Here is a 19,944-nt window from a genome sequence, read left to right as displayed (position 1 = left end):
TCGCGCTTCGTTTCGTTCAGTTTTCAAGGAACGAGACCTCTTCTTGAACTTGCTTCGTTGCAGTCTTGCGCCGAGGAACCCAATTCCCCCGAATTCACTAGAAGACACAGGCGCAAAGTTGCTGCATTGAAACAACTTCTCTGCTGATTTGCAGTCTTGAACTGAAGAATAGTTGAATCTTCCTCTTGCAAACAGCTCTTTTATACTAACATGCCTCTTTTTTCTTGTCAAGATCTTTTCCGTTGCTTTTCGTCACTCACCGCTATCGAACACTCTGTCCGATTAGCGACGATTTTTAATATACCACTTACCAATCAAAAATGCAATATCTTTTTTAGGGGAATTTCAGGAACCGACGCCAGACCGTTCCTTTAGGCTTCCTCCATCTCTTCGACGGTAAGAGGACTGGCAAATAAGTTTCATAACCGCCATGGCTGTCCGCATAAGATGTTATTAGGACAACGATTTTACAATGCAAAAAAGGGGGCCGATGTCATGTTTTACGCGTTGAACGGACGGACGCTGAAAAAAGCTCTCATTATTATCTGCTCCGCCTTTTTCACCGCCGTCGTCTTGTACGCTTATGAAATGAACCGTCCAGTTTTTTCGCTTCCTTCTGGGCCGAAGGCGGTATATAAAGTGGACAACGCCCGCAATGAGGTGGCGTTGACGTTCGATATCAGCTGGGGAGATGAGAATGCAGACAAAATTTTGGATGTCTTGAAGCAGCACGGGATTCAAAACGCGACCTTTTTTTTATCCGCCTCATGGGCCGAACGCCATCCAGCCGTAGTGAAGCGGATCAAAGAGGAGGGGCATGAGATTGGCAGTATGGGATATAACTTTGTCAACTATACGGAACTTGAGAACGCCAAAATCCGTCAAGATTTAATCATGGCGAAAAAAGTGTTTGACATGTTGGGAATTAAACAGGTTGAGCTGCTGCGCCCCCCTGGGGGGAACTTCAACAAAAATGTGTTAAAAGTTGCTCAGTCCCTCGGCTACACTGTCGTCCATTGGAGCATTGACTCGAAAGACTGGCTCAACCCTGGGACAGACCAAATTGTTGAGAACGTCACGAGGGACCTGGAACCGGGCGATATCGTGCTCCTTCACGCATCTGATTCGGCAAAACAGACAGCCAAAGCGCTGCCGAAAATTATCGCTTCCATGAAAGAAAACGGCTACAAAAACGTCAACCTCTCCGAGCTGTTGGCGAATGGCGAAGCCGAAAGCCGCGGGATCGAGTGACACGTTCCGACAGCGGCCTGCGCCGGTGCGGCTGGATTGCGGCGGCAGACAAGCCGCCAATTGGAATGATTGGCTTTTGGCGAACAGCCGTTTTTTCGCGGCTGCCATAAGAAAACAGGCGGCGCCTTGCTTTCTTTATTGTTTCGCGCTGCCTGTCAATTTATGCAGTATAAGAAGCTGGTATGCATTGCATACTAATAAAGGAATCAACATCAAATACAGCCAATCACGGTCGTTGATGCGCAACACGGGAAACCATTCAATGACCGTAACGACGACCATAAAGAACAAAGCCGGAACGAACGCCCCTTTGTTCGTCTGTGCGCTCTTGACGTAGGCAACAACGAGACCAACCACCAAAATGAACAATGCGGTCAATAGATACGGAATGATTGAATCGCCCTTGTCCGCAAACGCCATGTAGCGGAAATACACTAAATCGAACAGCACGAACATGATCAAAACAACCTGCACAGCGTTCCATAGCGAACGGAAGATGCCAAGCCCGAACCGGTGGACGGTTAAATAAGCAAAAAACCCCGCCTGACTGATGACGCTGAAAATAAAGCCAACACCGATATGCCATAACAAAACAGCCATAAATTCGACCATTTCCAGGCGCAACAGCAAGCGCCCGAATTCTTCCCAGTTGAACACAATGCCGACGGCCGCCGTGGCGATGCCGCCGATCAGCAGCGTCGATAAAAATAAACGCACCCATTTGCGGCTGTTCACAGCTTCATCCTCCATCATTTCAGCATAACCCGCTTACCATTTTACCAGCGCCCTTGTGAAAAAGCCAGCTCCGATCTCCCCCATGTATATTTTTTTCGCCAACATTCATATTAAGGGTGAGGGATTTTTGCAGAAAGGAGCTCACTTTCATGAACAAATGCCTACCGCTCCTCTTGCTCAGTTTTCTCGTTCTTGGTTCCTGTGCCCCTCAAGAAATCAGCCCCCCTCCCCCGGATTATGACGAAACGAAAAAGATGGTTGTTGACATTTTAAAAACCGACGAGGGGAAAAAGGCGATTCAAGATATTATGTCGGAAGATCAGATGAAGCAGCAACTAGTCATAGATCAAAAAGCTGTAAAAGAAACGCTGCAACAAATGCTGACATCCGATCAAGGAAAAAAGTTCTGGGAAAGTGCGTTAAAAGACCCGAAATTCGCTGAAAGTTTTGCCAAAGGGCTGCAAGCAGAACATGAAAAAATGATGAAGGCGCTCATGAAAGATCCCGATTACCAGGCGCTGATGATCGATATTTTAAAAGATCCAGAAATGGAAAAAGCCATGGTCGATGTCTTAAAAAGCAAAGAGTTCCGCCAGCATTTGCAAAAGGTGATCACGGAAACGTTGAACAGCCCGCTGTATCAGGCGAAAATTCAAGATATGTTGATGAAAGCAGCTGAAAAGGTTCAGCAAGGCGGAGAAAAACAAGAAGAAGGCGGAGGGGAAGGGGGAGAGGGAGAAGAAAGCACCGGCAACCAACAAGGCGGAGGAGGTTAATCAAGCAAAAAAGCGTCCGTGCGCTGAAAACCGCCAACGCTCTAATCGGCGGTTTCTCGCCATCGGACGCTTTTTGTGAAACCGATTAATATTTTGCAACGATTTTGCGGGCGATATCCATATAAATTTTCCCGATCGGATGATCTTCTGCGTAAACGGACGGAGCGAAGTCGTCGTCGTTCCAATCCGGCTGCTGAAGCGGCAGCTGCCCTAACAGCTCGGTTTGCAGCTCTTTGGCCAGCTTTTCTCCGCCACCCTTGCCGAAGACATACTCCCGCTCCCCTGTTTTCCGGCTCTCGTAGTACGACATATTTTCGATCACGCCGATAATTTCATGTTCGGTGCGCAACGCCATTGCCCCAGCGCGGGCAGCGACAAACGCAGCGGTCGGATGCGGAGTCGTGACGATAATTTCTTTGCACGACGGCAAGAGCGTATGGACGTCCAAGGCGACGTCGCCCGTACCAGGCGGCAAGTCAAGCAGCAAGTAATCCAAGTCTCCCCATTCGACCTCTTTGAAAAAGTTGTTCAACATTTTCCCAAGCATCGGGCCGCGCCAAATGACCGGGGCGTTGTCCTCGACGAAAAAGGCCATCGAAATGACTTTTACGCCAAACCGTTCGACCGGGATGATTTTGTCGCCCCTCACCGTCGGGCGCTCGGTGATTCCCATCATGTCCGGAACGCTGAACCCATAAATGTCCGCGTCAATCAACCCGACTTTTTTGCCGAGCCGGGCGAGCGCGACCGCCAAATTGACGGAAACGGTCGACTTGCCGACTCCACCTTTGCCGCTGGCAATGGCGATATACGTCGTTTTTTGCTTGTTTTCGCTATATTTCTCCACCACGTCGCGCGGCAGTTCGGCGAACCGCAGCCCGACCGTCGCAGCGCCCGCGTCTTTCAGCTGCTCGACGATCGCCGTTTGCACGCGAAGCTGCTCGGGCGTTCCGGTTTTGGCGAGCGCGATTTTCACGCTGACATGGTTTTTCTCTTCCTTAATTTTGATTTCTTGGATGGCATTCGTCTCTTTAAACGTTTTGTTTAAAAAGGGATCTTTCATCTTTTCAAGAATGGCGCGCACTTCAGTTTCCGTCAACATCGTATTCACCAACCCTTTTGCAAATCAATGGTCATTTCTACGTGTTATCATACCATAAATCGGCAGACGGCCGCCATGTTTGACTTGCTCCCGCACGTCCCCGCGGTTGAAAAGGGGGGAATTTCTAATTCCTTTTGGCGAAACAAGGCCGGTCGGCTGTCTGTCTCCTCTGTTCCGACCTTAAAAAATCCCCGCTACTCGCGAGGCGTATGTTCATTGGAAAAATAGCGGAGCACTCCTTTATAAATCGAGGCGGCCAGCTTCGTTTGGTAGCCATCAGACACAAGCAGCTCTCGCTCATCGGGATTCGACAAAAACCCAACCTCGACAAGCGCGCCGGGGATTTTTGCATGCTTGAGCAAATAGACGGTATCAATCATTTTTGCCAGTCGATGGGTGTTCTCCAAATTGCGCCGCAATTCCGCTTGGATAAATCTCGCCAGCCGCTCGTTTTCGATGAACGACCCGTAATAAAACGTCTGCGCTCCTCGCCAACGCGGCGACGGGATGGCGTTGAGATGGATGCTGATGAAAAGATCGGCATTCGATCGATTGACGAAAGCCGTTCGTTCGAGCAAATCCTCCGTTTTCCGTCGGCTGTAGCCGCGTGTGGACGGGCTGGCCAAGTCCCGATCCGTCTCGCGCGTCATCAGGACGAGCGCCCCTTGCTGCTGCAGATAATCGCGCAGCTTTTTCGCCACGTTGAGCGCGATGTCCTTTTCCACCGCCTCGCCACCGACGGCGCCGCCGTCCGGCCCACCATGGCCGGGGTCCAATACGATGATTCTCCCCGATAATGGGAGATTCCATGGTTTTGTTGATGTCAAATCGGAAAATAAAGACGGAAATAGCAAAGTGCTCATAAGGGCGACGGCAGCAAAAGCGACCAGCCACTTCCATTTTTCTCTCATTGTTTCTCCTCCCGCACGTTTCCCTTCTCTATCTTATATGGGACAAGGCGCGGGAATAGAACTCATTCAGCGAAGTTTTAGACGACGCCGTTTTTTGCCCCGCTCAAATCCTTCCGTCCACCAGTTGCCGATATATTGTTCACACGCGTCATACAGCGACTGGCTGAGGAAATCGTTGTCGATATTGCCCCAAAAGCAAAGAAAATCAAACAGCGTATCGATCAAATATTTTTCTTCTTGAGCACATCGACAACGTACGCTGGCCGCCGGCTCCCCATAATAGCCGAATCGGCTGTAGCGAGCGCCGAGCAAATACGCTTCAATGGCCAGATCAATACAGCCTTCCTCAACAACGGATGGGAACATCCGATACGCCGTATAAAACGGAACAAAGTGCTCAAGCGCTTTGGTCCGTAATTTCTCAAGCGACAGTTCGCGCAACATGTTCCGTTCATAGCGAAGCTGCTTTTCCTGCCTTTTTTCCGCCAATGAAGTGATGACTGTCATCGTCTTTCACGCTCCTTTACGATGTAGTGTCTAACGATCGCTCACAATCATACGCGCGGGCGAAAGGCAGAAATAAGCAAAAAACCCAGCCAAATCGGCTGGGTTGGAACATCACGCGATTAACGTTTCGAGAATTGCGGAGCGCGGCGGGCGCCTTTGAGCCCGTATTTTTTGCGTTCTTTAACGCGAGCATCGCGCGTCAGCAAACCGGCCCGTTTCAGCACCGTGCGGAATTCCGGATCGACTTCAAGCAACGCACGGGCGATGCCATGGCGAATCGCACCGGCTTGGCCGGCAAATCCGCCGCCTTGGACATTCACCAAAACGTCGTAGCTGCCAAGCGTTTCCGTCAATACGAGCGGCTGTTTTACCATTTCGATGAGCGCTTCCGTCGGGATGTACTCGCGAATGTCACGCTTATTGACAATGATGCGGCCATCGCCCGGGACAAGGCGGACACGGGCGACCGAGCTTTTGCGACGACCTGTGCCGTAATATTGTACTTGTGCCAAAATCATACCCTCCCTTATGATTATCCGCGAAGTTCATACACTTCTGGTTTTTGTGCTTGATGCGGATGTTCGCTTCCACGGTAAACGTGCAACTTTTTGAACATTTGCCGGCCAAGGCTGCCTTTTGGAAGCATGCCGCGCACCGCACGTTCGATCATTTGTTCCGGGTAGTTCGTACGCATTTCCAGCGCTGTTCTTACTTTTAAGCCACCCGGATATAAGCTGTGGCGATAGTACAGTTTTTTCGTCAACTTTTTCCCAGTCAGTTCGACTTTGTCCGCATTGATGACGATGACGTGATCTCCGCAATCAACGTGCGGAGTGAACGTCGGTTTATGTTTGCCGCGCAACAGCGCTGCTACTTCGCTGGCTAAGCGGCCTAACGTTTTGCCAGCTGCGTCGACAACGTACCATTTACGCTCTACTTCATTCGGTTTCGCCATATAAGTCGTACGCAATGCAGTTCCCTCCTAAAATAAAAAAATGAACAAACAAAATGGTCGTTTATTTCAACACGATTATGGTCCGGGGCTAATCGTGGAAAATACATGCCATATGATATAATAGCTTGCCGGCGCGCCAATGTCAAGAAGATGTTACACAAGGACTCGTTGTCTTAAAAAGCCGGAGAAAACCATCAGCCATCCACCAATGAGTGAACCAAACATTCATCCTCATAGTATACGCGCCATAAATACAGCCCTTCGGCCGGCGCGGTTGGACCAGCGAGGCGCCGATCTTTCGCCGCAAGCAGTGTCGAAATGTCGGCGGGAGAACGCTTCCCTTGGCCGATCTCCAACACCGTGCCAACGATAATGCGCACCATGTTGTACAAAAAGCCGCTGCCGACAAACCGAAACTCGAGCATCGGGCCGTCGGCCTTCACTTCAGCCCGATACATGGTGCGCACCCGGTCTTCGATCGACGTTTTTGCGGAACAAAAGCTTGTAAAATCGTGCGTTCCATGAAGCAAACGAAGCGCCTCGTTCATCGCGCTGATATGAAGCGAATATGGATGCCATGCGCAATAATGGCGGCGAAACACGTCGCGCTCGGCAGCCGTCCATACTTTATAGCGGTATTCTTTCGCTTTCGCCGAAAAACGGGCGTGGAAGTCTGCATCGGCCTCCTGTACAAAGCGAACGACGATATCATCCGGCAGCTGGGCGTTCAACGCCTTTTTCCACTGCTCCGAGGAAAGGGAAAGCGGCGTATCAAAGTGGATCACTTGCCCATAGGCATGAACGCCGGCATCCGTCCTTCCGGAAGCCGCCACACGCACTTTTGTCCCTTTATGCATCCGCCGAAGCACTTCCTCAAACTCGCCTTGCACCGTCCGCTTTCCCGGCTGGATTTGGTAGCCGGAAAAGTGGGTGCCATCATAGGCGATGATGCATTTGATCCGTTGTGTCATGGCCTTCCTCCGCTATGAGCGTAATAAACAAAGCAATACGGCCAGCAGCGCCACAGCCGCTAAAAACGCGATGTCCACCGGCTTCCAAGCGAGCTGGCGGAATTTCGTCCGCCCTTCCCCGCCGCGGTAGCCGCGCGCCTCCATGGCTGTCGCCAGCTCATCGGCTCGTTTGAACGAGCTGATAAACAGGGGCACAAGCAGTGAGACAATGGCTTTCATCCGTTCGGAAAAACGGCCGCCAGAAAAATCAACACCACGAGCCGCCTGTGCTTTCATAATTTTTTCCGTCTCTTCCATCAATGTTGGAATGAATCGAAGCGAAATGGCCATCATCAAGGCGAGCTCATGGACAGGAACGCGCATCTTTTTGAGCGGCCCGAGCAAACTTTCGACGCCGTCGGTCACTTCAATCGGCGTCGTCGTCAACGTCAACATCGTCGTCATCAATACAAGGAGCAAAAACCTTAGGGAAATAAAGACCCCTTGCTTGATGCCGCCTTCATATACAGAGAGCGCACCGATTTGGTAGATGACGTCTCCTTCTTTCGTCATGAATAGATGCAACAGCAATGTAAACAAAACGACCCATAAAATCGGTTTCAAGCCGCGGGCAATGAACGAAAACGGGATGCGAGACAGAGCTGCAAAGGCAAACGCAAACAGCGACAGCAGTGCATACGTCGCCGCATTGTTCGCCAAAAAGACGATCAGGACGTAAGCAAACACGATCAATAGTTTGGCGCGCGGGTCTAAGCGATGAATGACGGAATGACCAGGCACATATTGCCCGATAATCAAATGATTAGTCATGGACGCTCACCTTGGAGAACAATTGCTGGATGGCTTCCGCTGTCTGTTCCAACGTCAAGCATGGCGACGGAATGACAACGCCGAACCGCTTTTCGAGCTGCTGTTTCAATTTGACCGTTTCCGGCACACTCAAACCGATGGCAGCCAGTTTGTCAGCGTCGCGAAACATCTCTTCCGGCGTTCCGTGGCCCCATACCGTTCCTTCATGCATGACGATGATTTCATCAGCGTACCGAGCTGCATCTTCCATGCTGTGGGTGACGAGAACGGTTGTCAACTGCTTCTCACGATGGAGGCGATAAAACATCTCCATCATCTCTTTTCGCCCGCGCGGATCAAGGCCCGCGGTCGGTTCATCGAGCACGAGCACTTCTGGTTCAAGCGCGAGCACGCCGGCGATGGCGACGCGCCGCATTTGCCCTCCGCTCAAATCAAACGGCGATTTCGCCAATACGTCTTCACTCAATCCGACGAGCTTAATGAGCTCCCGCGCCTTCCGCTTCGCCTCGTCTTCCGGCACGCCAAAATTGAGCGGGCCAAAACAAATATCTTTCTCCACCGTTTCTTCAAACAACTGGTGCTCCGGGAACTGGAAGACGACCCCGACCTTTTTGCGCAGCGGTTTCAGCTGCTTTGGCCGCTTATGGCTCGTGATCGTCTCTTCGCCGATCTTCACCGCGCCGCTTGTCGGCTGCAGCAACCCGTTTAAATGCTGAAGGAGGGTCGATTTTCCTGAGCCCGTATGCCCAACCACGGCAACGTACGCCCCGCTTCGGATTGCGACATTGACATCATAGAGCGCCCGACGGGCAAGCGGTGAACGGGCGTTGTACACATGCTCTACTTTTTCGAATACAATGTCCATAGCTCCTCGACCAACTCCTCTGTCGTGAAATATCCAGCCCGAAGCGGAATGCCTTGTTCCCGCAAGCGACTGCCCATTTTCACGGCAAACGGCAAATCAAGACCGATGCGCTCGAGCTTGCTTCCGAGCCGAAAGATTTGCTCCGGCGTCCCTTCTGCCATCACTTCGCCTTTGTTCATCACAATGAGACGGTCCGCCTTCGCTGCCTCTTCCAAATCATGGGTAATTGACAAGACGGTAATGCGCTGCTGGCGGTTCAGGCGGCGCACCGTCTCAAGCACTTCTTCCCTTCCACGCGGGTCAAGCATCGATGTCGCTTCGTCCAAAATGATCATATCGGGGCGGAGCGCCAAAATGCCAGCGATGGCGACGCGCTGTTTTTGCCCCCCAGACAACCGGTGCGGCTCATAATGGAGAAACGGCTCCATATGGACTTGGCGAATGGCCTCGCGAATGCGCTCGACCATTTCCAAGCGCGGAATGCCGTTGTTTTCAAGGGCAAAAGCGATGTCGTCTTCCACGGTCGCACCGACAAACTGGTTGTCCGGGTTCTGGAACACAAGGCCGACGCGGCGGCGCACCTCCCAAACGGTTGCGTCGTTCAAAAGGCGTCCAAACAAGCGAATGGCGCCCCGCTCCGGCCGAAGCAAGCCGATCAGCATCCGAGCGATGGTCGATTTGCCGGATCCGTTATGGCCGACGATCGCTAACCACTCCCCGCGCTCGGCCGTGAAGCTGACGTTTTGCACCGCATAGTCGGATTGATTTGGATAGCGAAAGGACACTCCCTCGATCGACAAGATTGGTTCGGCCATGATCGTTTCCCCTTGCTTCGCCGCGTTGCAAACGCAGCCTGCTAAATGATGGTAAACAAAAAAAGGGCATAGATCCAGTTCAAACGAAACTGTCTCGCCCTTGTTGAAATGAAACCGTTACACGAGTTCAATAATGACCATCGGCGCCCCGTCACCGCGGCGAGGACCAAGTTTCATAATGCGCGTATAGCCGCCTTGGCGATCTTGGTAGCGCGGCGCAATGTCGCTGAACAGCTTTTGCAACGCATCCTGGCCGGTTTCGCTGTTGGCGACCTCCTTGCGGATGAATGCCGCTGCTTGGCGGCGGGCATGCAAATCGCCGCGTTTGCCGAGCGTAATCATTTTTTCCATGACCGAGCGCAGTTCTTTCGCCCGCGCTTCCGTCGTTTCAATGCGTTCGTTGATGATTAAGTCTGTTGCCAAGTCGCGAAGCAGTGCTTTTCGTTGCGAAGTCGTGCGTCCTAATTTTCTGTACGACATCAAATGTCCCTCCCTTTTAAAGTGATGTGTTCCTCATGGTGGCCATCATCAAAGCAATATGGTGAAAGTGTGTTTCCGGCTTGCCGGCGGAGGCCGGCACTTAGTCGTCTTTGCGCAGGCTGAGGCCAAGCTCAGCCAGTTTCGCTTTTACTTCCTCAAGCGACTTGCGGCCGAGGTTGCGCACTTTCATCATATCTTCTTCCGTTTTTTGCGTCAGTTCTTGAACAGTGTTGATGCCGGCCCGCTTCAAGCAATTGTAGGAACGAACCGAAAGATCGAGTTCCTCGATCGTCATTTCGAGCACTTTTTCTTTTTGATCGTCCTCTTTCTCGACCATGATCTCCGCATTTTGCGCCTCATCCGTCAAGCCGACAAAAATGTTCAAGTGCTCCGTTAAAATTTTCGCTCCAAGGGAAATGGCCTCTTTCGGCCCAATGCTTCCATCCGTCCACACATCAATGGTCAGCTTGTCATAGTCCGTCACTTGGCCGACCCTTGTATTCTCGACTTGATAGGAAACTCGGGAGACCGGCGTATAAATGGAATCGATCGGAATGACGCCGATGGGCTGGTCTTCGCGCTTATTCGCCTCAGCAGGAACATATCCGCGCCCCCGCTTGGCAGTCATGCGCATGCGCAGGCGGCCGCCTTCCGCCAGCGTCGCGATATGAAGGTCCGGGTTTAAAATTTCTACATCGCTGTCGTGAGTGATATCGGCAGCCGTGACAACTCCTTCACCCTGCACATCAATCTCCAACGTTTTCTCTTCGTCTGAATAAATTTTCAACGCTAGTTTTTTGATATTCAAAATGATGGCTGTCACATCTTCAACGACGCCGTCAATCGTTGAAAACTCATGCAAGACGCCGTCGATTTGCACCGATGTTACAGCTGCACCAGGGAGTGAAGACAATAGGATACGACGCAAGGAGTTCCCTAAGGTTGTACCATATCCACGCTCAAGCGGTTCGACGACGAATTTGCCATATTTGGCATCTTCGCTCAGTTCGACCGTTTCAATTTTCGGCTTTTCAATTTCAATCATCGATTATTATACCCTCCTTCAAAACGTCGAGACCCCGATCAAACGGTACACGCCTAACAACATTCCCCCATGAATCTCTCTTTACGCTTGCCTGCCATGGTCTTTATCATATCCCATTATTGACAATGGTGCAAATTCTATACAGGGGCGTTACACACGGCGACGTTTTGGCGGACGGCATCCATTGTGCGGGATTGGAGTGACGTCTTTGATCGCCGTAATTTCCAACCCGGCTGCTTGCAATGCACGGATCGCTGCCTCGCGGCCAGCCCCCGGACCTTTGACGTTCACTTCGACCGTTTTCATGCCATGCTCCATCGACGCTTTCGCTGCTGCTTCAGCCGCCATTTGCGCCGCAAACGGCGTTGATTTGCGCGAACCTTTGAACCCCAGCGAACCAGCGCTCGCCCAAGCAATGGCGTTGCCATGAACATCCGTAATCGTCACGATCGTGTTGTTGAACGTTGAACGGATATGGGCGATGCCTGTATCAATATTTTTTCTTACCCGGCGTTTACGAGTGTTTGTTCTGCGTGCCATTCGTCAAATGACCTCCTTTGCGTGATTATTTTTTCTTGTTCGCTACCGTGCGGCGCGGACCTTTGCGCGTGCGGGCATTGTTTTTCGTGTTTTGGCCGCGAACCGGCAATCCGCGGCGATGGCGAAGACCACGATAGCAGCCGATCTCCATCAACCGTTTAATATTTAACGATACTTCACGCCGCAAATCGCCTTCCACTTTTAAGCGGCCGACGATTTCACGAATGCGGCCAAGCTCTTCTTCCGTTAAGTCGCGAACGCGTGTGTCTTCCGATACGCCGGCTTCTTTTAAGATTTTTTGTGCTGTCGGTTTGCCGATCCCATAAATGTATGTTAACGAAATGACTACCCGTTTATCACGCGGAATATCGACACCTGCAATGCGTGCCATATGATACACCTCCTTGAAAATTACCCTTGGCGTTGTTTATGCTTCGGATTTTCACAAATGATCATAACTTTGCCGCGTCTGCGAATAACTTTGCACTTTTCGCAAATCGGTTTGACAGATGGTCTTACTTTCATGTTGTTTACCTCCCTAATTGAACGGAGTGCATTCCTTTATTTATATCGATACGTGATCCGTCCACGCGTCAAATCATACGGCGACAGCTCCACCGTCACCCGGTCGCCAGGCAAAATGCGAATGAAATGCATGCGGATCTTGCCGGATACATGAGCCAACACCGTGTGCCCATTTTCTAATTCTACACGAAACATCGCATTTGGCAATGTTTCGATGACGGTGCCTTCCACTTCAATTACATCATCTTTCGCCATCGAGCGGCTCTCCCTCCTTCGAATGAGTAACATTGTGTTACGCAAAACCGAACGTGATATCCATGATGATCGAGAAGACGTTTACCCCTTCCCACTTATGAAGTGGGAGACTCATTTCCACAATGTGTTAAAATTTCGCAGCCATCTTCTGTAATGACAATCGTATGTTCGAAATGGGCGCACCGTTTTCCATCGGCCGTGACGACGGTCCAATCGTCGGCCAACGTTTTCACGTAACGGCTGCCGGCATTGACCATCGGTTCGATGCACAGCGCCATCCCTGGCCGCAAAATCGGGCCTTTGTTCGGCGGCCCATAATGTGGGATTTGTGGGTCTTCATGTAAGTGTTGACCAATTCCATGCCCGACATACTCGCGAACAACGGAAAAGTGATGCGCTTCGACATACGTTTGAATCGCATGGGAGATGTTCGTTAAACGAGCGCCCGGTTTTGCCTCGGCGAGCCCGACGTACAGCGATTGCTCTGTCACGTCAAGCAACCGTTTCGTCTCGGCGTCGATCTCCCCGACCGGATACGTCCAGGCCGAGTCGGCGTGATAGCCTTCATACTGCGCGCCGACATCGATCGTAATAATATCGCCTTCCCGCAATGCGCGGCTGCTGGGAATCCCGTGCACAAGCTCTTCATTCACCGAGGCGCAAATGCTCCCTGGAAACCCTTGATACCCTTTAAACGACGGAATGGCGCCATGGGAACGAATCACTTCCTCCGCGATGGCGTCCAGTTCCTTTGTTGTGATCCCGGGACGAATGTGCTTTTGCAATTCTTTCAATGTAAGGGAAACGATTTTTCCCGCCTCGCGCATCAAAGCAATTTCCTGCGCGGTTTTGCAACGAATCATCGAGCAAGTCCCCCGAGCACTTCACAAATATCAGCAAACACCTTTTCCATTTCCTGTTCGCCGTTAATGTGGCGCAAATAGCCTTTTTGCTCGTAAAAATCGAGGAGCGGCTTCATTTGTTTCATATTCACCTCAAGCCGATTGGCCACCGTTGCTTCATTATCATCGGGGCGCTGGTACAGANCACCTTTTCCATTTCCTGTTCGCCGTTAATGTGGCGCAAATAGCCTTTTTGCTCGTAAAAATCGAGGAGCGGCTTCATTTGTTTCATATTCACCTCAAGCCGATTGGCCACCGTTGCTTCATTATCATCGGGGCGCTGGTACAGATCGCCACCGCATTTATCGCATACGCCCGGTTTCGCCGGCGGATGAAAAACGAGATGGTACGTTGCTCCGCAGTTGCGGCAAATACGTCTGCCGGTCAGGCGCTCCATTAAGACCTCTTGGCGAACGTCGATATGGATGACATAGTCAAGCTTGCGCCCGATTTCCGAAAGCAACGTTTCAAGCGCTTCTGCTTGGGCGACCGTGCGCGGGAATCCATCGAGCAAAAAACCATTTTGGCAATCCTCTTTGCTCAGCCGTTCGCGGACGATGCCGATCGTCACCTCATCCGGCACAAGATCGCCGCGGTCCATATACTGCTTTGCCTGCAACCCTAACGGCGTCCCTTCTTTGATCGCCGCTCGAAACATATCTCCCGTTGAAATATGCGGAATTCCGTAAGCCTCGACAATTTTCCCGGCCTGCGTGCCTTTGCCGGCACCCGGCAGCCCCATCAGCACTAAATTCATCCTAACTCCCCCTATCGGCAAGGGACGTCCGTTCTTGCCTTCTTTATTTGATGAATCCACGGTAATGGCGTTTCACCAGCTGGCTCTCAAGCTGTTTCATCGTCTCAAGCGCCACGCCGACGACAATAAGCAAGCTCGTACCGCCGATTCGTGCGGAAGACGGCAAGTTGGCAAAGTTCACAAAGAACACCGGCAGCACGGCAATGACCGCTAAAAAGACAGAGCCGACGAGCGTCAGCCGGTATAAAATTCTCGTCACGTACTCTTGTGTGTTTTTCCCAGGGCGAATACCTGGGATGTAGCCGCCTTGTTTTTTCAAGTTGTCCGCCATCTGCTCCGGATTGACTTGAACAAACGCATAAAAGTACGTAAACGCGATGATGAGCACGACGTAAATGATCATCCCAACCGGGTGCGTATAATCAAACGTTCGGCGAATCCACAATGTTACATCATTCGTGCCAAAAAACGATGCAATGGTCGGTGGTGCAATCAAAAACGATACAGCGAAAATGACCGGAATGACTCCCGCTGGGTTCACTTTGAGCGGCAAATGAGTCGAGTGGCCGCCCACCGGGCTTCGGCCCTCAAGCCGCTTCGCGTATTGAATCGGAATTTTCCGGAACGCCTGCTGGATGTAAATGACACCAACGATGACGGCAACGACCGCCAACGCCACAAGCAGGAGCCGGACGATGCGCAAAAACACATCTTCCCCGACATTTTCAAACTGTTGGGCGTAAATTTGGTTCAAGACCGTCGGAATGCCTGAGACAATCCCGGCGAAAATAATGATCGAAATGCCATTGCCCACGCCTTTCGCGGTGATCTGTTCGCCGAGCCACATTAAAAATGCGGTGCCGGCGGTCAAGACAACGGCGATCAGCAAATACGTGCCGATGCCCGGATTTCGAATGAGCATCCCGCCGGCTAAATTGTTGAAGCCGTACGACATGCCAAGCGCTTGGATAAACCCGAGCACGACCGTGAAATAGCGGGTAAACTGAGCTAATTTACGCCGGCCAACCTCGCCTTGCTTCGACCACTCCGTAAATTTTGGAACGACGTCCATTTGCAGCAGCTGGACGATAATCGACGCGGTGATGTAGGGCATAACCCCCATGGCAAAAATTGAAAAGTTTTGCAGCGCCCCGCCGCCGAAAATGTTCAGGACGCCGAATGCATTCAATTCATCTTGCAGTTTTAACACATCCGCGTTCACGCCTGGAACAGGGATGAACGTTCCAATGCGGAACACGATCAACATAAGAAGAGTGAAAATAATTTTGTTTCGAATATCACTGACGCGCATAAAGTTGGAGATTGTCCGAAACATTAAATCACCTCAGTTTTACCGCCAGCCGCCTCAATGGCCTCTTTCGCCGATGCCGAGAACTTATGCGCTTTGACCGTCAGCTTTTTCTCGATTTGGCCTTTGCCCAAAATTTTCACGCCCGATTTCAACTTGCTGATGACGCCCGTCTCAAGAAGCAATTCCGGCGTCACTTCCGTTCCGTCTTCAAAACGATTCAGTTTTTCCAGATTCACAACAGCATACTCTTTCCGATTGATGTTCGTAAATCCTCGTTTCGGCAAACGGCGGAACAGCGGAGTTTGACCGCCTTCAAACCCAAGACGAACTCCTCCACCCGAGCGGGCATTTTGACCTTTTTGACCGCGGCCGGACGTTTTGCCGTTGCCCGAACCGATCCCGCGGCCGACGCGCACAGCTTTCTTTCGAGATCCCGGCGCTGGTTGCAATTCATGAAGTTTCATGGCAAAGCACCTCCTTATGATTCATTATTCTTCAATTTCTTTGACTTTGACAAGGTGGGCCACTTTGTTGATCATCCCGCGGATTGCAGGATTGTCATTGTGGACGACCGTTTGGTGCATTTTTCGCAGGCCGAGCGTTCTGACGGTAACGCGTTGGTCTTCCGGACGGCCAATCACGCTGCGCGTGAGGGTAATCGCCAGTTTTTTTGCCATGATCGTTCCCTCCTTATCCTAACAGTTCCTCGACTGTTTTGCCGCGCAATCTCGCTACGTCTTCGGCGCGTTTTAATTGTTTTAGTCCATCAAACGTTGCGCGCACCATGTTGATTGGCGTGTTTGAACCGATCGATTTCGACAAGATGTCGCTGATGCCCGCCAGCTCTAATACAGCACGCGCCGGACCCCCAGCGATGACCCCGGTACCTTCGGAAGCGGGTTTCAAAATGATTTCCCCGGCACCGAAATGGCCGATGACTTCATGCGGAATCGTTGTGCCGACGATCGGCACTTCAATTAAGTTTTTCTTCGCATCTTCAATCGCTTTGCGGATCGCTTCTGGAACCTCTTGTGCTTTTCCGGTGCCAAATCCGACATGGCCGTTTTTATCGCCGACGACGACGAGAGCTGAAAAGCGCAGGCGACGTCCGCCTTTTACGACTTTTGCTACACGGTTGACCGCGACTACACGCTCTTCCAATTCAAGTTTGTTTGGATCGATACGACGCATCGTTGTCCCTCCTTTGTAATTAGAATTCCAAGCCGGCTTCGCGGGCGGCGTCTGCCAATGCTTTTACCCGTCCGTGATATAAATACCCGCCACGGTCGAACACGACTTTTTTAATGCCTTTTTCCAATGCACGTTTGGCGACAAGTTCGCCGACTTTTTTCGCTGCCTCAATGTTGTTCGTCGAATCTAAGCCAAACTCTTTGTCCAACGTCGAGGCGCTGACGATCGTTGACGATTTTGTATCATCGATAATTTGCGCGTAAATATGTTTATTTGAACGGAACACGCTCAACCGCGGACGTTCAGCCGTGCCGAAGATTTTTTTGCGGATGCGCGCGTGTCTTTTCTTCCGAACCGCGTTTCGGTCCACTTTCGTGATCATCGAATGTCACTCCTTTCGCTTCGCTATGCCGCGTTATTTACCAGTTTTGCCTTCTTTCAGGCGCACAAGCTCACCTTCGTAGCGGATGCCTTTGCCTTTATACGGCTCTGGCGGACGAACCGCGCGAATGTTGGCGGCCAGTTCGCCGACGCGCTGTTTGTCTGCCCCTTTGACGATGATTTTCGTTTGGGATGGCACTTCAATTTCAAGCCCTTCTTCCGGCTCAATTTCTACCGGATGAGAATAACCGACGCTCAATACAAGCTTTTTCCCTTGTTTCGACGCCCGGTACCCGACACCAACGAGTTCGAGCGCTTTTTCATAACCTTTCGAAACGCCTTCGACCATGTTGGCAAGCAAGCTGCGCGTCGTGCCATGGAGCGCGCGATGATGTTTTTCATCGCTTGGACGCGTAACCGTGATGACATTGCCCTCAACCGTGATCGTCATATCTGGATGGAACGTGCGGGTCAGCTCCCCTTTCGGCCCTTTGACCGTAACCGTGTTGCCGTTGACCGTAACGGTGACACCGGCAGGAATTTCAATTGGTTTTTTGCCGACACGTGACATGTCAAAAACACCTCCATTCTTGAGCAGATAGATTACCAAACGTAGGCGATTACTTCGCCGCCCGTGCCTTTTTGCCGTGCTTCTTTGTCTGTTAAGATGCCCTGCGATGTCGAAAGAATCGCGATCCCTAAGCCGTTCAGGACGCGCGGCACTTCATGGGCTTTGACGTAAACGCGCAACCCCGGTTTGCTGATGCGTTTCAGCCCGGTAATGACACGTTCGTTGTTCGGACCGTATTTCAAGAAGATGCGGAGAATGCCTTGTTTGTTGTCTTCGATATATTCATAATCACGAATAAACCCTTCGCGCTTTAAAATTTCCGCGATTTCCCGCTTGATTTTCGAAGCCGGGACTTCGAGCTTTTCGTGACGCACCATATTCGCATTGCGGATGCGAGTCAGCATATCAGCAATTGGATCTGTCATCACCATTATGTTTTACCTCCTTCCCAATCAATGGGTTGATTACCAGCTGGCTTTTTTGATGCCTGGAAGTTGACCTTTGTATGCGAGCTCACGGAAACAAATACGGCACAATTTGAATTTTCGATAGACCGAGTGCGGGCGGCCGCAGCGCTCGCAACGGGTGTACGCTCTCACTTTAAACTTCGGCGTCCGTTTTTGTTTCGCGATCATCGATTTTTTAGCCACGATTTCGCCTCCCTTGCGTTATGGGATCATTATTTTTGGAATGGCATGCCGAGCAACGCCAGCAGTTCACGAGCTTCTTCATCCGTGTTGGCCGTTGTGACGATCACGATGTCCATGCCGCGCACTTTGTTCACTTTATCGTAGTCAATCTCAGGGAAAATGAGCTGTTCTTTAATGCCGAGCGTATAGTTGCCGCGGCCGTCAAACGACTTTTTCGATACGCCGCGGAAGTCGCGCACGCGCGGAAGCGAGACCGAAATCAACTTATCGAGAAACTCATACATCCGTTCGCCGCGCAGCGTCACTTTCGCACCGATCGGCATCCCTTGGCGAAGACGGAAGCCGGCGATCGATTTTTTCGCACGCGTTACCACCGGACGCTGACCGGCGATCAGCGTCAGCTCTTCAACGGCGCTGTCTAATGCTTTCGGGTTTTGCACCGCATCGCCGACACCCATGTTGATGACGATTTTTTCGATTTTTGGCACTTGCATGATCGATTTATAGTTGAACTTGCTCATGAGAGCAGGTACGACTTCGTTTAAATACTTCTCTTTCAGGCGGTTCATAAAAGTACCTCCCTTCCTGCGTCACGGTTATTTATCCAAAATCTCGCCGGATTTTTTCGCATAGCGCACTTTTTTGCCATCGACAATTTTATAGCCGATGCGCGTCGGTTCACCCGTTTTCGGGTCGAGCGGCATGACTTTCGAAACGTGGATCGGCGCTTCCTTCTCAATGATGCCGCCTTGCGGGTTCGCTTGCGACGGTTTCGCATGCTTTTTCACAATATTGACGCCCTCGACGATGACGCGGTTTTTCTTCGGAAACGCCGCTAGAATGACGCCTTGCTTGCCTTTGTCTTTGCCGGAGATTACTTGCACTTTATCGCCTTTTTTTACATGCATCGCATTCGCACCTCCTTGAAACGCTGTTCCGTTCCATTAAATAACTTCCGGAGCTAAAGAAATGATTTTCATGAAGTCTTTATCGCGCAATTCACGGGCAACCGGTCCGAAAATCCGCGTGCCGCGCGGGCTTTTGTCATCACGGATGATGACGCAGGCGTTTTCGTCAAAGCGGATGTACGAGCCGTCCGGACGGCGCACCCCGCGTTTCGTACGAACAACAACTGCTTTCACGACTTGACCTTTTTTAACAACGCCACCTGGTGTCGCATCTTTGACCGTCGCCACAACGACGTCGCCGATGTTCGCATAGCGGCGACCCGAGCCTCCGAGCACTTTAATGACAAGCACTTCGCGTGCACCAGAGTTATCAGCTACTTTCAAGCGAGATTCTTGTTGAATCATCGACGAAACCTCCTTTCGGAATTATCTCTCCGAACTAAGTGAAGAACGATTACAGAACAACCGCTTTTTCGATGACTTCCACTAAGCGGAAGCGTTTTGTGGCCGACAGCGGGCGAGTTTCCATAATTTTCACGATATCGCCGACTTTAGCGATGTTATGTTCATCATGCGCCTTATATTTTTTCGAATATTTCACGCGTTTGCCGTACAGCGGATGTTTTTTGTACGTTTCGACCAACACGGTGATCGTTTTGTCCATTTTGTCCGATACAACCCGCCCGACGTACACTTTGCGTTGATTGCGTTGGCTCATTCCACAAACCT

General features: G+C 51.3%; 32 protein-coding genes and 1 pseudogene. 2 read left to right on the top strand and 31 right to left on the bottom strand.

Going from position 1 to position 19,944, the window contains the following annotated elements; translation table 11 throughout:
- Positions 1-495 precede the first annotated feature (495 nt).
- Positions 496-1,251: a polysaccharide deacetylase family sporulation protein PdaB gene (gene pdaB, locus T260_RS135705; protein WP_011229660.1), complete on the top strand. Its 756-nt coding sequence runs from the start codon at positions 496-498 to the stop codon at positions 1,249-1,251.
- A gap of 135 nt (positions 1,252-1,386) precedes the next feature.
- On the opposite strand, the gene T260_RS135710 is transcribed toward pdaB, so the two are convergent.
- Entirely contained in the window at positions 1,387-1,986 is a 600-nt protein-coding gene (locus tag T260_RS135710) for a KinB-signaling pathway activation protein (protein WP_011229659.1), read from the bottom strand.
- A gap of 149 nt (positions 1,987-2,135) precedes the next feature.
- Here T260_RS135710 and gerD point away from each other — a divergent pair, with 149 nt between their 5' ends.
- Entirely contained in the window at positions 2,136-2,762 is a 627-nt protein-coding gene (gene gerD, locus T260_RS135715) for a spore germination lipoprotein GerD (protein WP_014194611.1), read from the top strand.
- An 85-nt stretch (positions 2,763-2,847) separates the two neighbouring features.
- Here gerD and salA read toward each other — a convergent pair whose 3' ends face one another.
- From salA to rpsQ, 30 genes and pseudogenes are all read right to left on the bottom strand, one after another.
- Positions 2,848-3,864, bottom strand: a complete 1,017-nt coding sequence (gene salA, locus T260_RS135720; protein WP_011229655.1) for an iron-sulfur carrier protein/transcriptional regulator SalA — start codon at positions 3,862-3,864, stop codon at positions 2,848-2,850.
- 194 nt (positions 3,865-4,058) lie between these two features.
- The gene (gene cwlD, locus T260_RS135725) at positions 4,059-4,775 is read right to left on the bottom strand and encodes an N-acetylmuramoyl-L-alanine amidase CwlD (RefSeq protein WP_011229654.1); all 717 of its coding nucleotides are present in this window, start codon (positions 4,773-4,775) and stop codon (positions 4,059-4,061) included.
- A 66-nt stretch (positions 4,776-4,841) separates the two neighbouring features.
- Positions 4,842-5,282 carry a YbaK family protein gene (locus tag T260_RS135730; RefSeq protein ID WP_011229653.1) on the bottom strand — a complete coding sequence of 147 codons (441 nt, stop codon included), beginning with the start codon at positions 5,280-5,282 and terminating at the stop codon, positions 4,842-4,844.
- A gap of 119 nt (positions 5,283-5,401) precedes the next feature.
- Positions 5,402-5,794, bottom strand: coding sequence for a 30S ribosomal protein S9 (gene rpsI / locus T260_RS135735; RefSeq protein ID WP_011229652.1), 393 nt, complete (start codon positions 5,792-5,794; stop codon positions 5,402-5,404).
- A 20-nt stretch (positions 5,795-5,814) separates the two neighbouring features.
- A complete protein-coding gene (gene rplM / locus T260_RS135740) occupies positions 5,815-6,252 on the bottom strand; it encodes a 50S ribosomal protein L13 (RefSeq protein WP_011229651.1) in 438 nt (145 codons plus the stop codon).
- Positions 6,253-6,431: 179 nt separating this feature from the next.
- Positions 6,432-7,208 carry a tRNA pseudouridine(38-40) synthase TruA gene (gene truA / locus T260_RS135745; protein ID WP_011229650.1) on the bottom strand — a complete coding sequence of 259 codons (777 nt, stop codon included), beginning with the start codon at positions 7,206-7,208 and terminating at the stop codon, positions 6,432-6,434.
- Positions 7,209-7,220: 12 nt separating this feature from the next.
- Positions 7,221-8,018, bottom strand: a complete 798-nt coding sequence (locus tag T260_RS135750; protein ID WP_011229649.1) for an energy-coupling factor transporter transmembrane component T family protein — start codon at positions 8,016-8,018, stop codon at positions 7,221-7,223.
- Complete coding sequence (locus tag T260_RS135755) at positions 8,011-8,883, bottom strand: energy-coupling factor ABC transporter ATP-binding protein (RefSeq protein ID WP_011229648.1); 873 nt, start codon at positions 8,881-8,883, stop codon at positions 8,011-8,013. The genes T260_RS135750 and T260_RS135755 overlap by 8 nt, the downstream gene beginning before the upstream one ends.
- Complete coding sequence (locus T260_RS135760) at positions 8,859-9,698, bottom strand: energy-coupling factor ABC transporter ATP-binding protein (protein ID WP_011229647.1); 840 nt, start codon at positions 9,696-9,698, stop codon at positions 8,859-8,861. Before T260_RS135760 ends, T260_RS135755 begins: the two co-directional genes overlap by 25 nt.
- A 117-nt stretch (positions 9,699-9,815) precedes the next feature.
- A complete protein-coding gene (rplQ, locus tag T260_RS135765) occupies positions 9,816-10,178 on the bottom strand; it encodes a 50S ribosomal protein L17 (protein ID WP_011229646.1) in 363 nt (120 codons plus the stop codon).
- A gap of 100 nt (positions 10,179-10,278) precedes the next feature.
- Complete coding sequence (locus T260_RS135770) at positions 10,279-11,223, bottom strand: DNA-directed RNA polymerase subunit alpha (protein ID WP_011229645.1); 945 nt, start codon at positions 11,221-11,223, stop codon at positions 10,279-10,281.
- Positions 11,224-11,373: 150 nt separating this feature from the next.
- Complete coding sequence (gene rpsK, locus T260_RS135775) at positions 11,374-11,763, bottom strand: 30S ribosomal protein S11 (protein WP_011229644.1); 390 nt, start codon at positions 11,761-11,763, stop codon at positions 11,374-11,376.
- 25 nt (positions 11,764-11,788) lie between these two features.
- Positions 11,789-12,154 carry a 30S ribosomal protein S13 gene (gene rpsM, locus T260_RS135780; protein ID WP_008881920.1) on the bottom strand — a complete coding sequence of 122 codons (366 nt, stop codon included), beginning with the start codon at positions 12,152-12,154 and terminating at the stop codon, positions 11,789-11,791.
- A gap of 20 nt (positions 12,155-12,174) precedes the next feature.
- Positions 12,175-12,288 (bottom strand): 50S ribosomal protein L36, encoded by a 114-nt coding sequence (rpmJ, locus tag T260_RS135785; RefSeq protein WP_011229643.1) that lies wholly within the window; start codon positions 12,286-12,288, stop codon positions 12,175-12,177.
- Between the two features lie 36 nt (positions 12,289-12,324).
- Positions 12,325-12,543: a translation initiation factor IF-1 gene (gene infA / locus T260_RS135790; protein ID WP_011229642.1), complete on the bottom strand. Its 219-nt coding sequence runs from the start codon at positions 12,541-12,543 to the stop codon at positions 12,325-12,327.
- Between the two features lie 95 nt (positions 12,544-12,638).
- Positions 12,639-13,406 (bottom strand): type I methionyl aminopeptidase, encoded by a 768-nt coding sequence (gene map, locus T260_RS135795; RefSeq protein ID WP_011229641.1) that lies wholly within the window; start codon positions 13,404-13,406, stop codon positions 12,639-12,641.
- Positions 13,403-13,594 (bottom strand): annotated as a pseudogene (locus tag T260_RS1000000139775) (adenylate kinase); the annotation flags it as partial. The pseudogene T260_RS1000000139775 and the gene map, both read right to left, overlap by 4 nt.
- On the bottom strand, positions 13,534-14,202 hold the full coding sequence (locus T260_RS135800; RefSeq protein WP_023633391.1) for an adenylate kinase: 669 nt from the start codon (positions 14,200-14,202) through the stop codon (positions 13,534-13,536). The gene T260_RS135800 and the pseudogene T260_RS1000000139775, both read right to left, overlap by 61 nt.
- A 43-nt stretch (positions 14,203-14,245) precedes the next feature.
- Entirely contained in the window at positions 14,246-15,538 is a 1,293-nt protein-coding gene (gene secY, locus T260_RS135805; RefSeq protein ID WP_023633390.1) for a preprotein translocase subunit SecY, read from the bottom strand.
- Positions 15,538-15,978, bottom strand: coding sequence for a 50S ribosomal protein L15 (rplO, locus tag T260_RS135810; protein WP_011229638.1), 441 nt, complete (start codon positions 15,976-15,978; stop codon positions 15,538-15,540). The genes secY and rplO overlap by 1 nt, the downstream gene beginning before the upstream one ends.
- Before the next feature lie 24 nt (positions 15,979-16,002).
- Positions 16,003-16,191 (bottom strand): 50S ribosomal protein L30, encoded by a 189-nt coding sequence (gene rpmD, locus T260_RS135815; protein ID WP_014194602.1) that lies wholly within the window; start codon positions 16,189-16,191, stop codon positions 16,003-16,005.
- Between the two features lie 13 nt (positions 16,192-16,204).
- On the bottom strand, positions 16,205-16,705 hold the full coding sequence (rpsE, locus tag T260_RS135820) for a 30S ribosomal protein S5 (protein ID WP_011229636.1): 501 nt from the start codon (positions 16,703-16,705) through the stop codon (positions 16,205-16,207).
- Between the two features lie 19 nt (positions 16,706-16,724).
- Entirely contained in the window at positions 16,725-17,087 is a 363-nt protein-coding gene (gene rplR / locus T260_RS135825; protein ID WP_011229635.1) for a 50S ribosomal protein L18, read from the bottom strand.
- Between the two features lie 33 nt (positions 17,088-17,120).
- Complete coding sequence (gene rplF / locus T260_RS135830) at positions 17,121-17,657, bottom strand: 50S ribosomal protein L6 (protein WP_011229634.1); 537 nt, start codon at positions 17,655-17,657, stop codon at positions 17,121-17,123.
- 32 nt (positions 17,658-17,689) lie between these two features.
- Entirely contained in the window at positions 17,690-18,088 is a 399-nt protein-coding gene (rpsH, locus tag T260_RS135835) for a 30S ribosomal protein S8 (protein WP_012820490.1), read from the bottom strand.
- Positions 18,089-18,121: 33 nt separating this feature from the next.
- Positions 18,122-18,307: a type Z 30S ribosomal protein S14 gene (locus T260_RS135840; RefSeq protein ID WP_003247599.1), complete on the bottom strand. Its 186-nt coding sequence runs from the start codon at positions 18,305-18,307 to the stop codon at positions 18,122-18,124.
- Positions 18,308-18,336: 29 nt separating this feature from the next.
- Positions 18,337-18,876, bottom strand: coding sequence for a 50S ribosomal protein L5 (rplE, locus tag T260_RS135845; RefSeq protein ID WP_011229632.1), 540 nt, complete (start codon positions 18,874-18,876; stop codon positions 18,337-18,339).
- Positions 18,877-18,903: 27 nt separating this feature from the next.
- Positions 18,904-19,215 (bottom strand): 50S ribosomal protein L24, encoded by a 312-nt coding sequence (gene rplX / locus T260_RS135850; protein WP_011229631.1) that lies wholly within the window; start codon positions 19,213-19,215, stop codon positions 18,904-18,906.
- A gap of 36 nt (positions 19,216-19,251) precedes the next feature.
- Positions 19,252-19,620: a 50S ribosomal protein L14 gene (rplN, locus tag T260_RS135855; RefSeq protein ID WP_011229630.1), complete on the bottom strand. Its 369-nt coding sequence runs from the start codon at positions 19,618-19,620 to the stop codon at positions 19,252-19,254.
- A gap of 49 nt (positions 19,621-19,669) precedes the next feature.
- Positions 19,670-19,933, bottom strand: coding sequence for a 30S ribosomal protein S17 (gene rpsQ, locus T260_RS135860; RefSeq protein WP_011229629.1), 264 nt, complete (start codon positions 19,931-19,933; stop codon positions 19,670-19,672).
- Positions 19,934-19,944: the final 11 nt, after the last annotated feature.

It is taken from the genome of Geobacillus thermopakistaniensis, assembly GCF_000498995.1.
Classification (GTDB): domain Bacteria; phylum Bacillota; class Bacilli; order Bacillales; family Anoxybacillaceae; genus Geobacillus; species Geobacillus thermoleovorans.
The sequence above is the reverse complement of the archived record's forward strand: the minus strand, read 5'-3'. Positions and strand labels throughout refer to the sequence as shown.

Bases quoted from the DNA above. Each gene is read 5' to 3' on its own strand.
- pdaB (WP_011229660.1), top strand. From the start codon at position 496: ATGTTTTACGCGTTGAACGGACGGACGCTGAAAAAAGCTCTCATTATT.
- gerD (WP_014194611.1), top strand. From the start codon at position 2,136: ATGAACAAATGCCTACCGCTCCTCTTGCTCAGTTTTCTCGTTCTTGGT.
- salA (WP_011229655.1), bottom strand. From the start codon at position 3,864: ATGTTGACGGAAACTGAAGTGCGCGCCATTCTTGAAAAGATGAAAGAT.
- cwlD (WP_011229654.1), bottom strand. From the start codon at position 4,775: ATGAGAGAAAAATGGAAGTGGCTGGTCGCTTTTGCTGCCGTCGCCCTT.
- T260_RS135730 (WP_011229653.1), bottom strand. From the start codon at position 5,282: ATGACAGTCATCACTTCATTGGCGGAAAAAAGGCAGGAAAAGCAGCTT.
- truA (WP_011229650.1), bottom strand. From the start codon at position 7,208: ATGACACAACGGATCAAATGCATCATCGCCTATGATGGCACCCACTTT.
- T260_RS135750 (WP_011229649.1), bottom strand. From the start codon at position 8,018: ATGACTAATCATTTGATTATCGGGCAATATGTGCCTGGTCATTCCGTC.
- T260_RS135755 (WP_011229648.1), bottom strand. From the start codon at position 8,883: ATGGACATTGTATTCGAAAAAGTAGAGCATGTGTACAACGCCCGTTCA.
- T260_RS135760 (WP_011229647.1), bottom strand. From the start codon at position 9,698: ATGGCCGAACCAATCTTGTCGATCGAGGGAGTGTCCTTTCGCTATCCA.
- rplQ (WP_011229646.1), bottom strand. From the start codon at position 10,178: ATGTCGTACAGAAAATTAGGACGCACGACTTCGCAACGAAAAGCACTG.
- T260_RS135770 (WP_011229645.1), bottom strand. From the start codon at position 11,223: ATGATTGAAATTGAAAAGCCGAAAATTGAAACGGTCGAACTGAGCGAA.
- rpsK (WP_011229644.1), bottom strand. From the start codon at position 11,763: ATGGCACGCAGAACAAACACTCGTAAACGCCGGGTAAGAAAAAATATT.
- rpsM (WP_008881920.1), bottom strand. From the start codon at position 12,154: ATGGCACGCATTGCAGGTGTCGATATTCCGCGTGATAAACGGGTAGTC.
- rpmJ (WP_011229643.1), bottom strand. From the start codon at position 12,288: ATGAAAGTAAGACCATCTGTCAAACCGATTTGCGAAAAGTGCAAAGTT.
- infA (WP_011229642.1), bottom strand. From the start codon at position 12,543: ATGGCGAAAGATGATGTAATTGAAGTGGAAGGCACCGTCATCGAAACA.
- map (WP_011229641.1), bottom strand. From the start codon at position 13,406: ATGATTCGTTGCAAAACCGCGCAGGAAATTGCTTTGATGCGCGAGGCG.
- secY (WP_023633390.1), bottom strand. From the start codon at position 15,538: ATGTTTCGGACAATCTCCAACTTTATGCGCGTCAGTGATATTCGAAAC.
- rplO (WP_011229638.1), bottom strand. From the start codon at position 15,978: ATGAAACTTCATGAATTGCAACCAGCGCCGGGATCTCGAAAGAAAGCT.
- rpmD (WP_014194602.1), bottom strand. From the start codon at position 16,191: ATGGCAAAAAAACTGGCGATTACCCTCACGCGCAGCGTGATTGGCCGT.
- rpsE (WP_011229636.1), bottom strand. From the start codon at position 16,705: ATGCGTCGTATCGATCCAAACAAACTTGAATTGGAAGAGCGTGTAGTC.
- rplR (WP_011229635.1), bottom strand. From the start codon at position 17,087: ATGATCACGAAAGTGGACCGAAACGCGGTTCGGAAGAAAAGACACGCG.
- rplF (WP_011229634.1), bottom strand. From the start codon at position 17,657: ATGTCACGTGTCGGCAAAAAACCAATTGAAATTCCTGCCGGTGTCACC.
- rpsH (WP_012820490.1), bottom strand. From the start codon at position 18,088: ATGGTGATGACAGATCCAATTGCTGATATGCTGACTCGCATCCGCAAT.
- rplE (WP_011229632.1), bottom strand. From the start codon at position 18,876: ATGAACCGCCTGAAAGAGAAGTATTTAAACGAAGTCGTACCTGCTCTC.
- rplX (WP_011229631.1), bottom strand. From the start codon at position 19,215: ATGCATGTAAAAAAAGGCGATAAAGTGCAAGTAATCTCCGGCAAAGAC.
- rplN (WP_011229630.1), bottom strand. From the start codon at position 19,620: ATGATTCAACAAGAATCTCGCTTGAAAGTAGCTGATAACTCTGGTGCA.
- rpsQ (WP_011229629.1), bottom strand. From the start codon at position 19,933: ATGAGCCAACGCAATCAACGCAAAGTGTACGTCGGGCGGGTTGTATCG.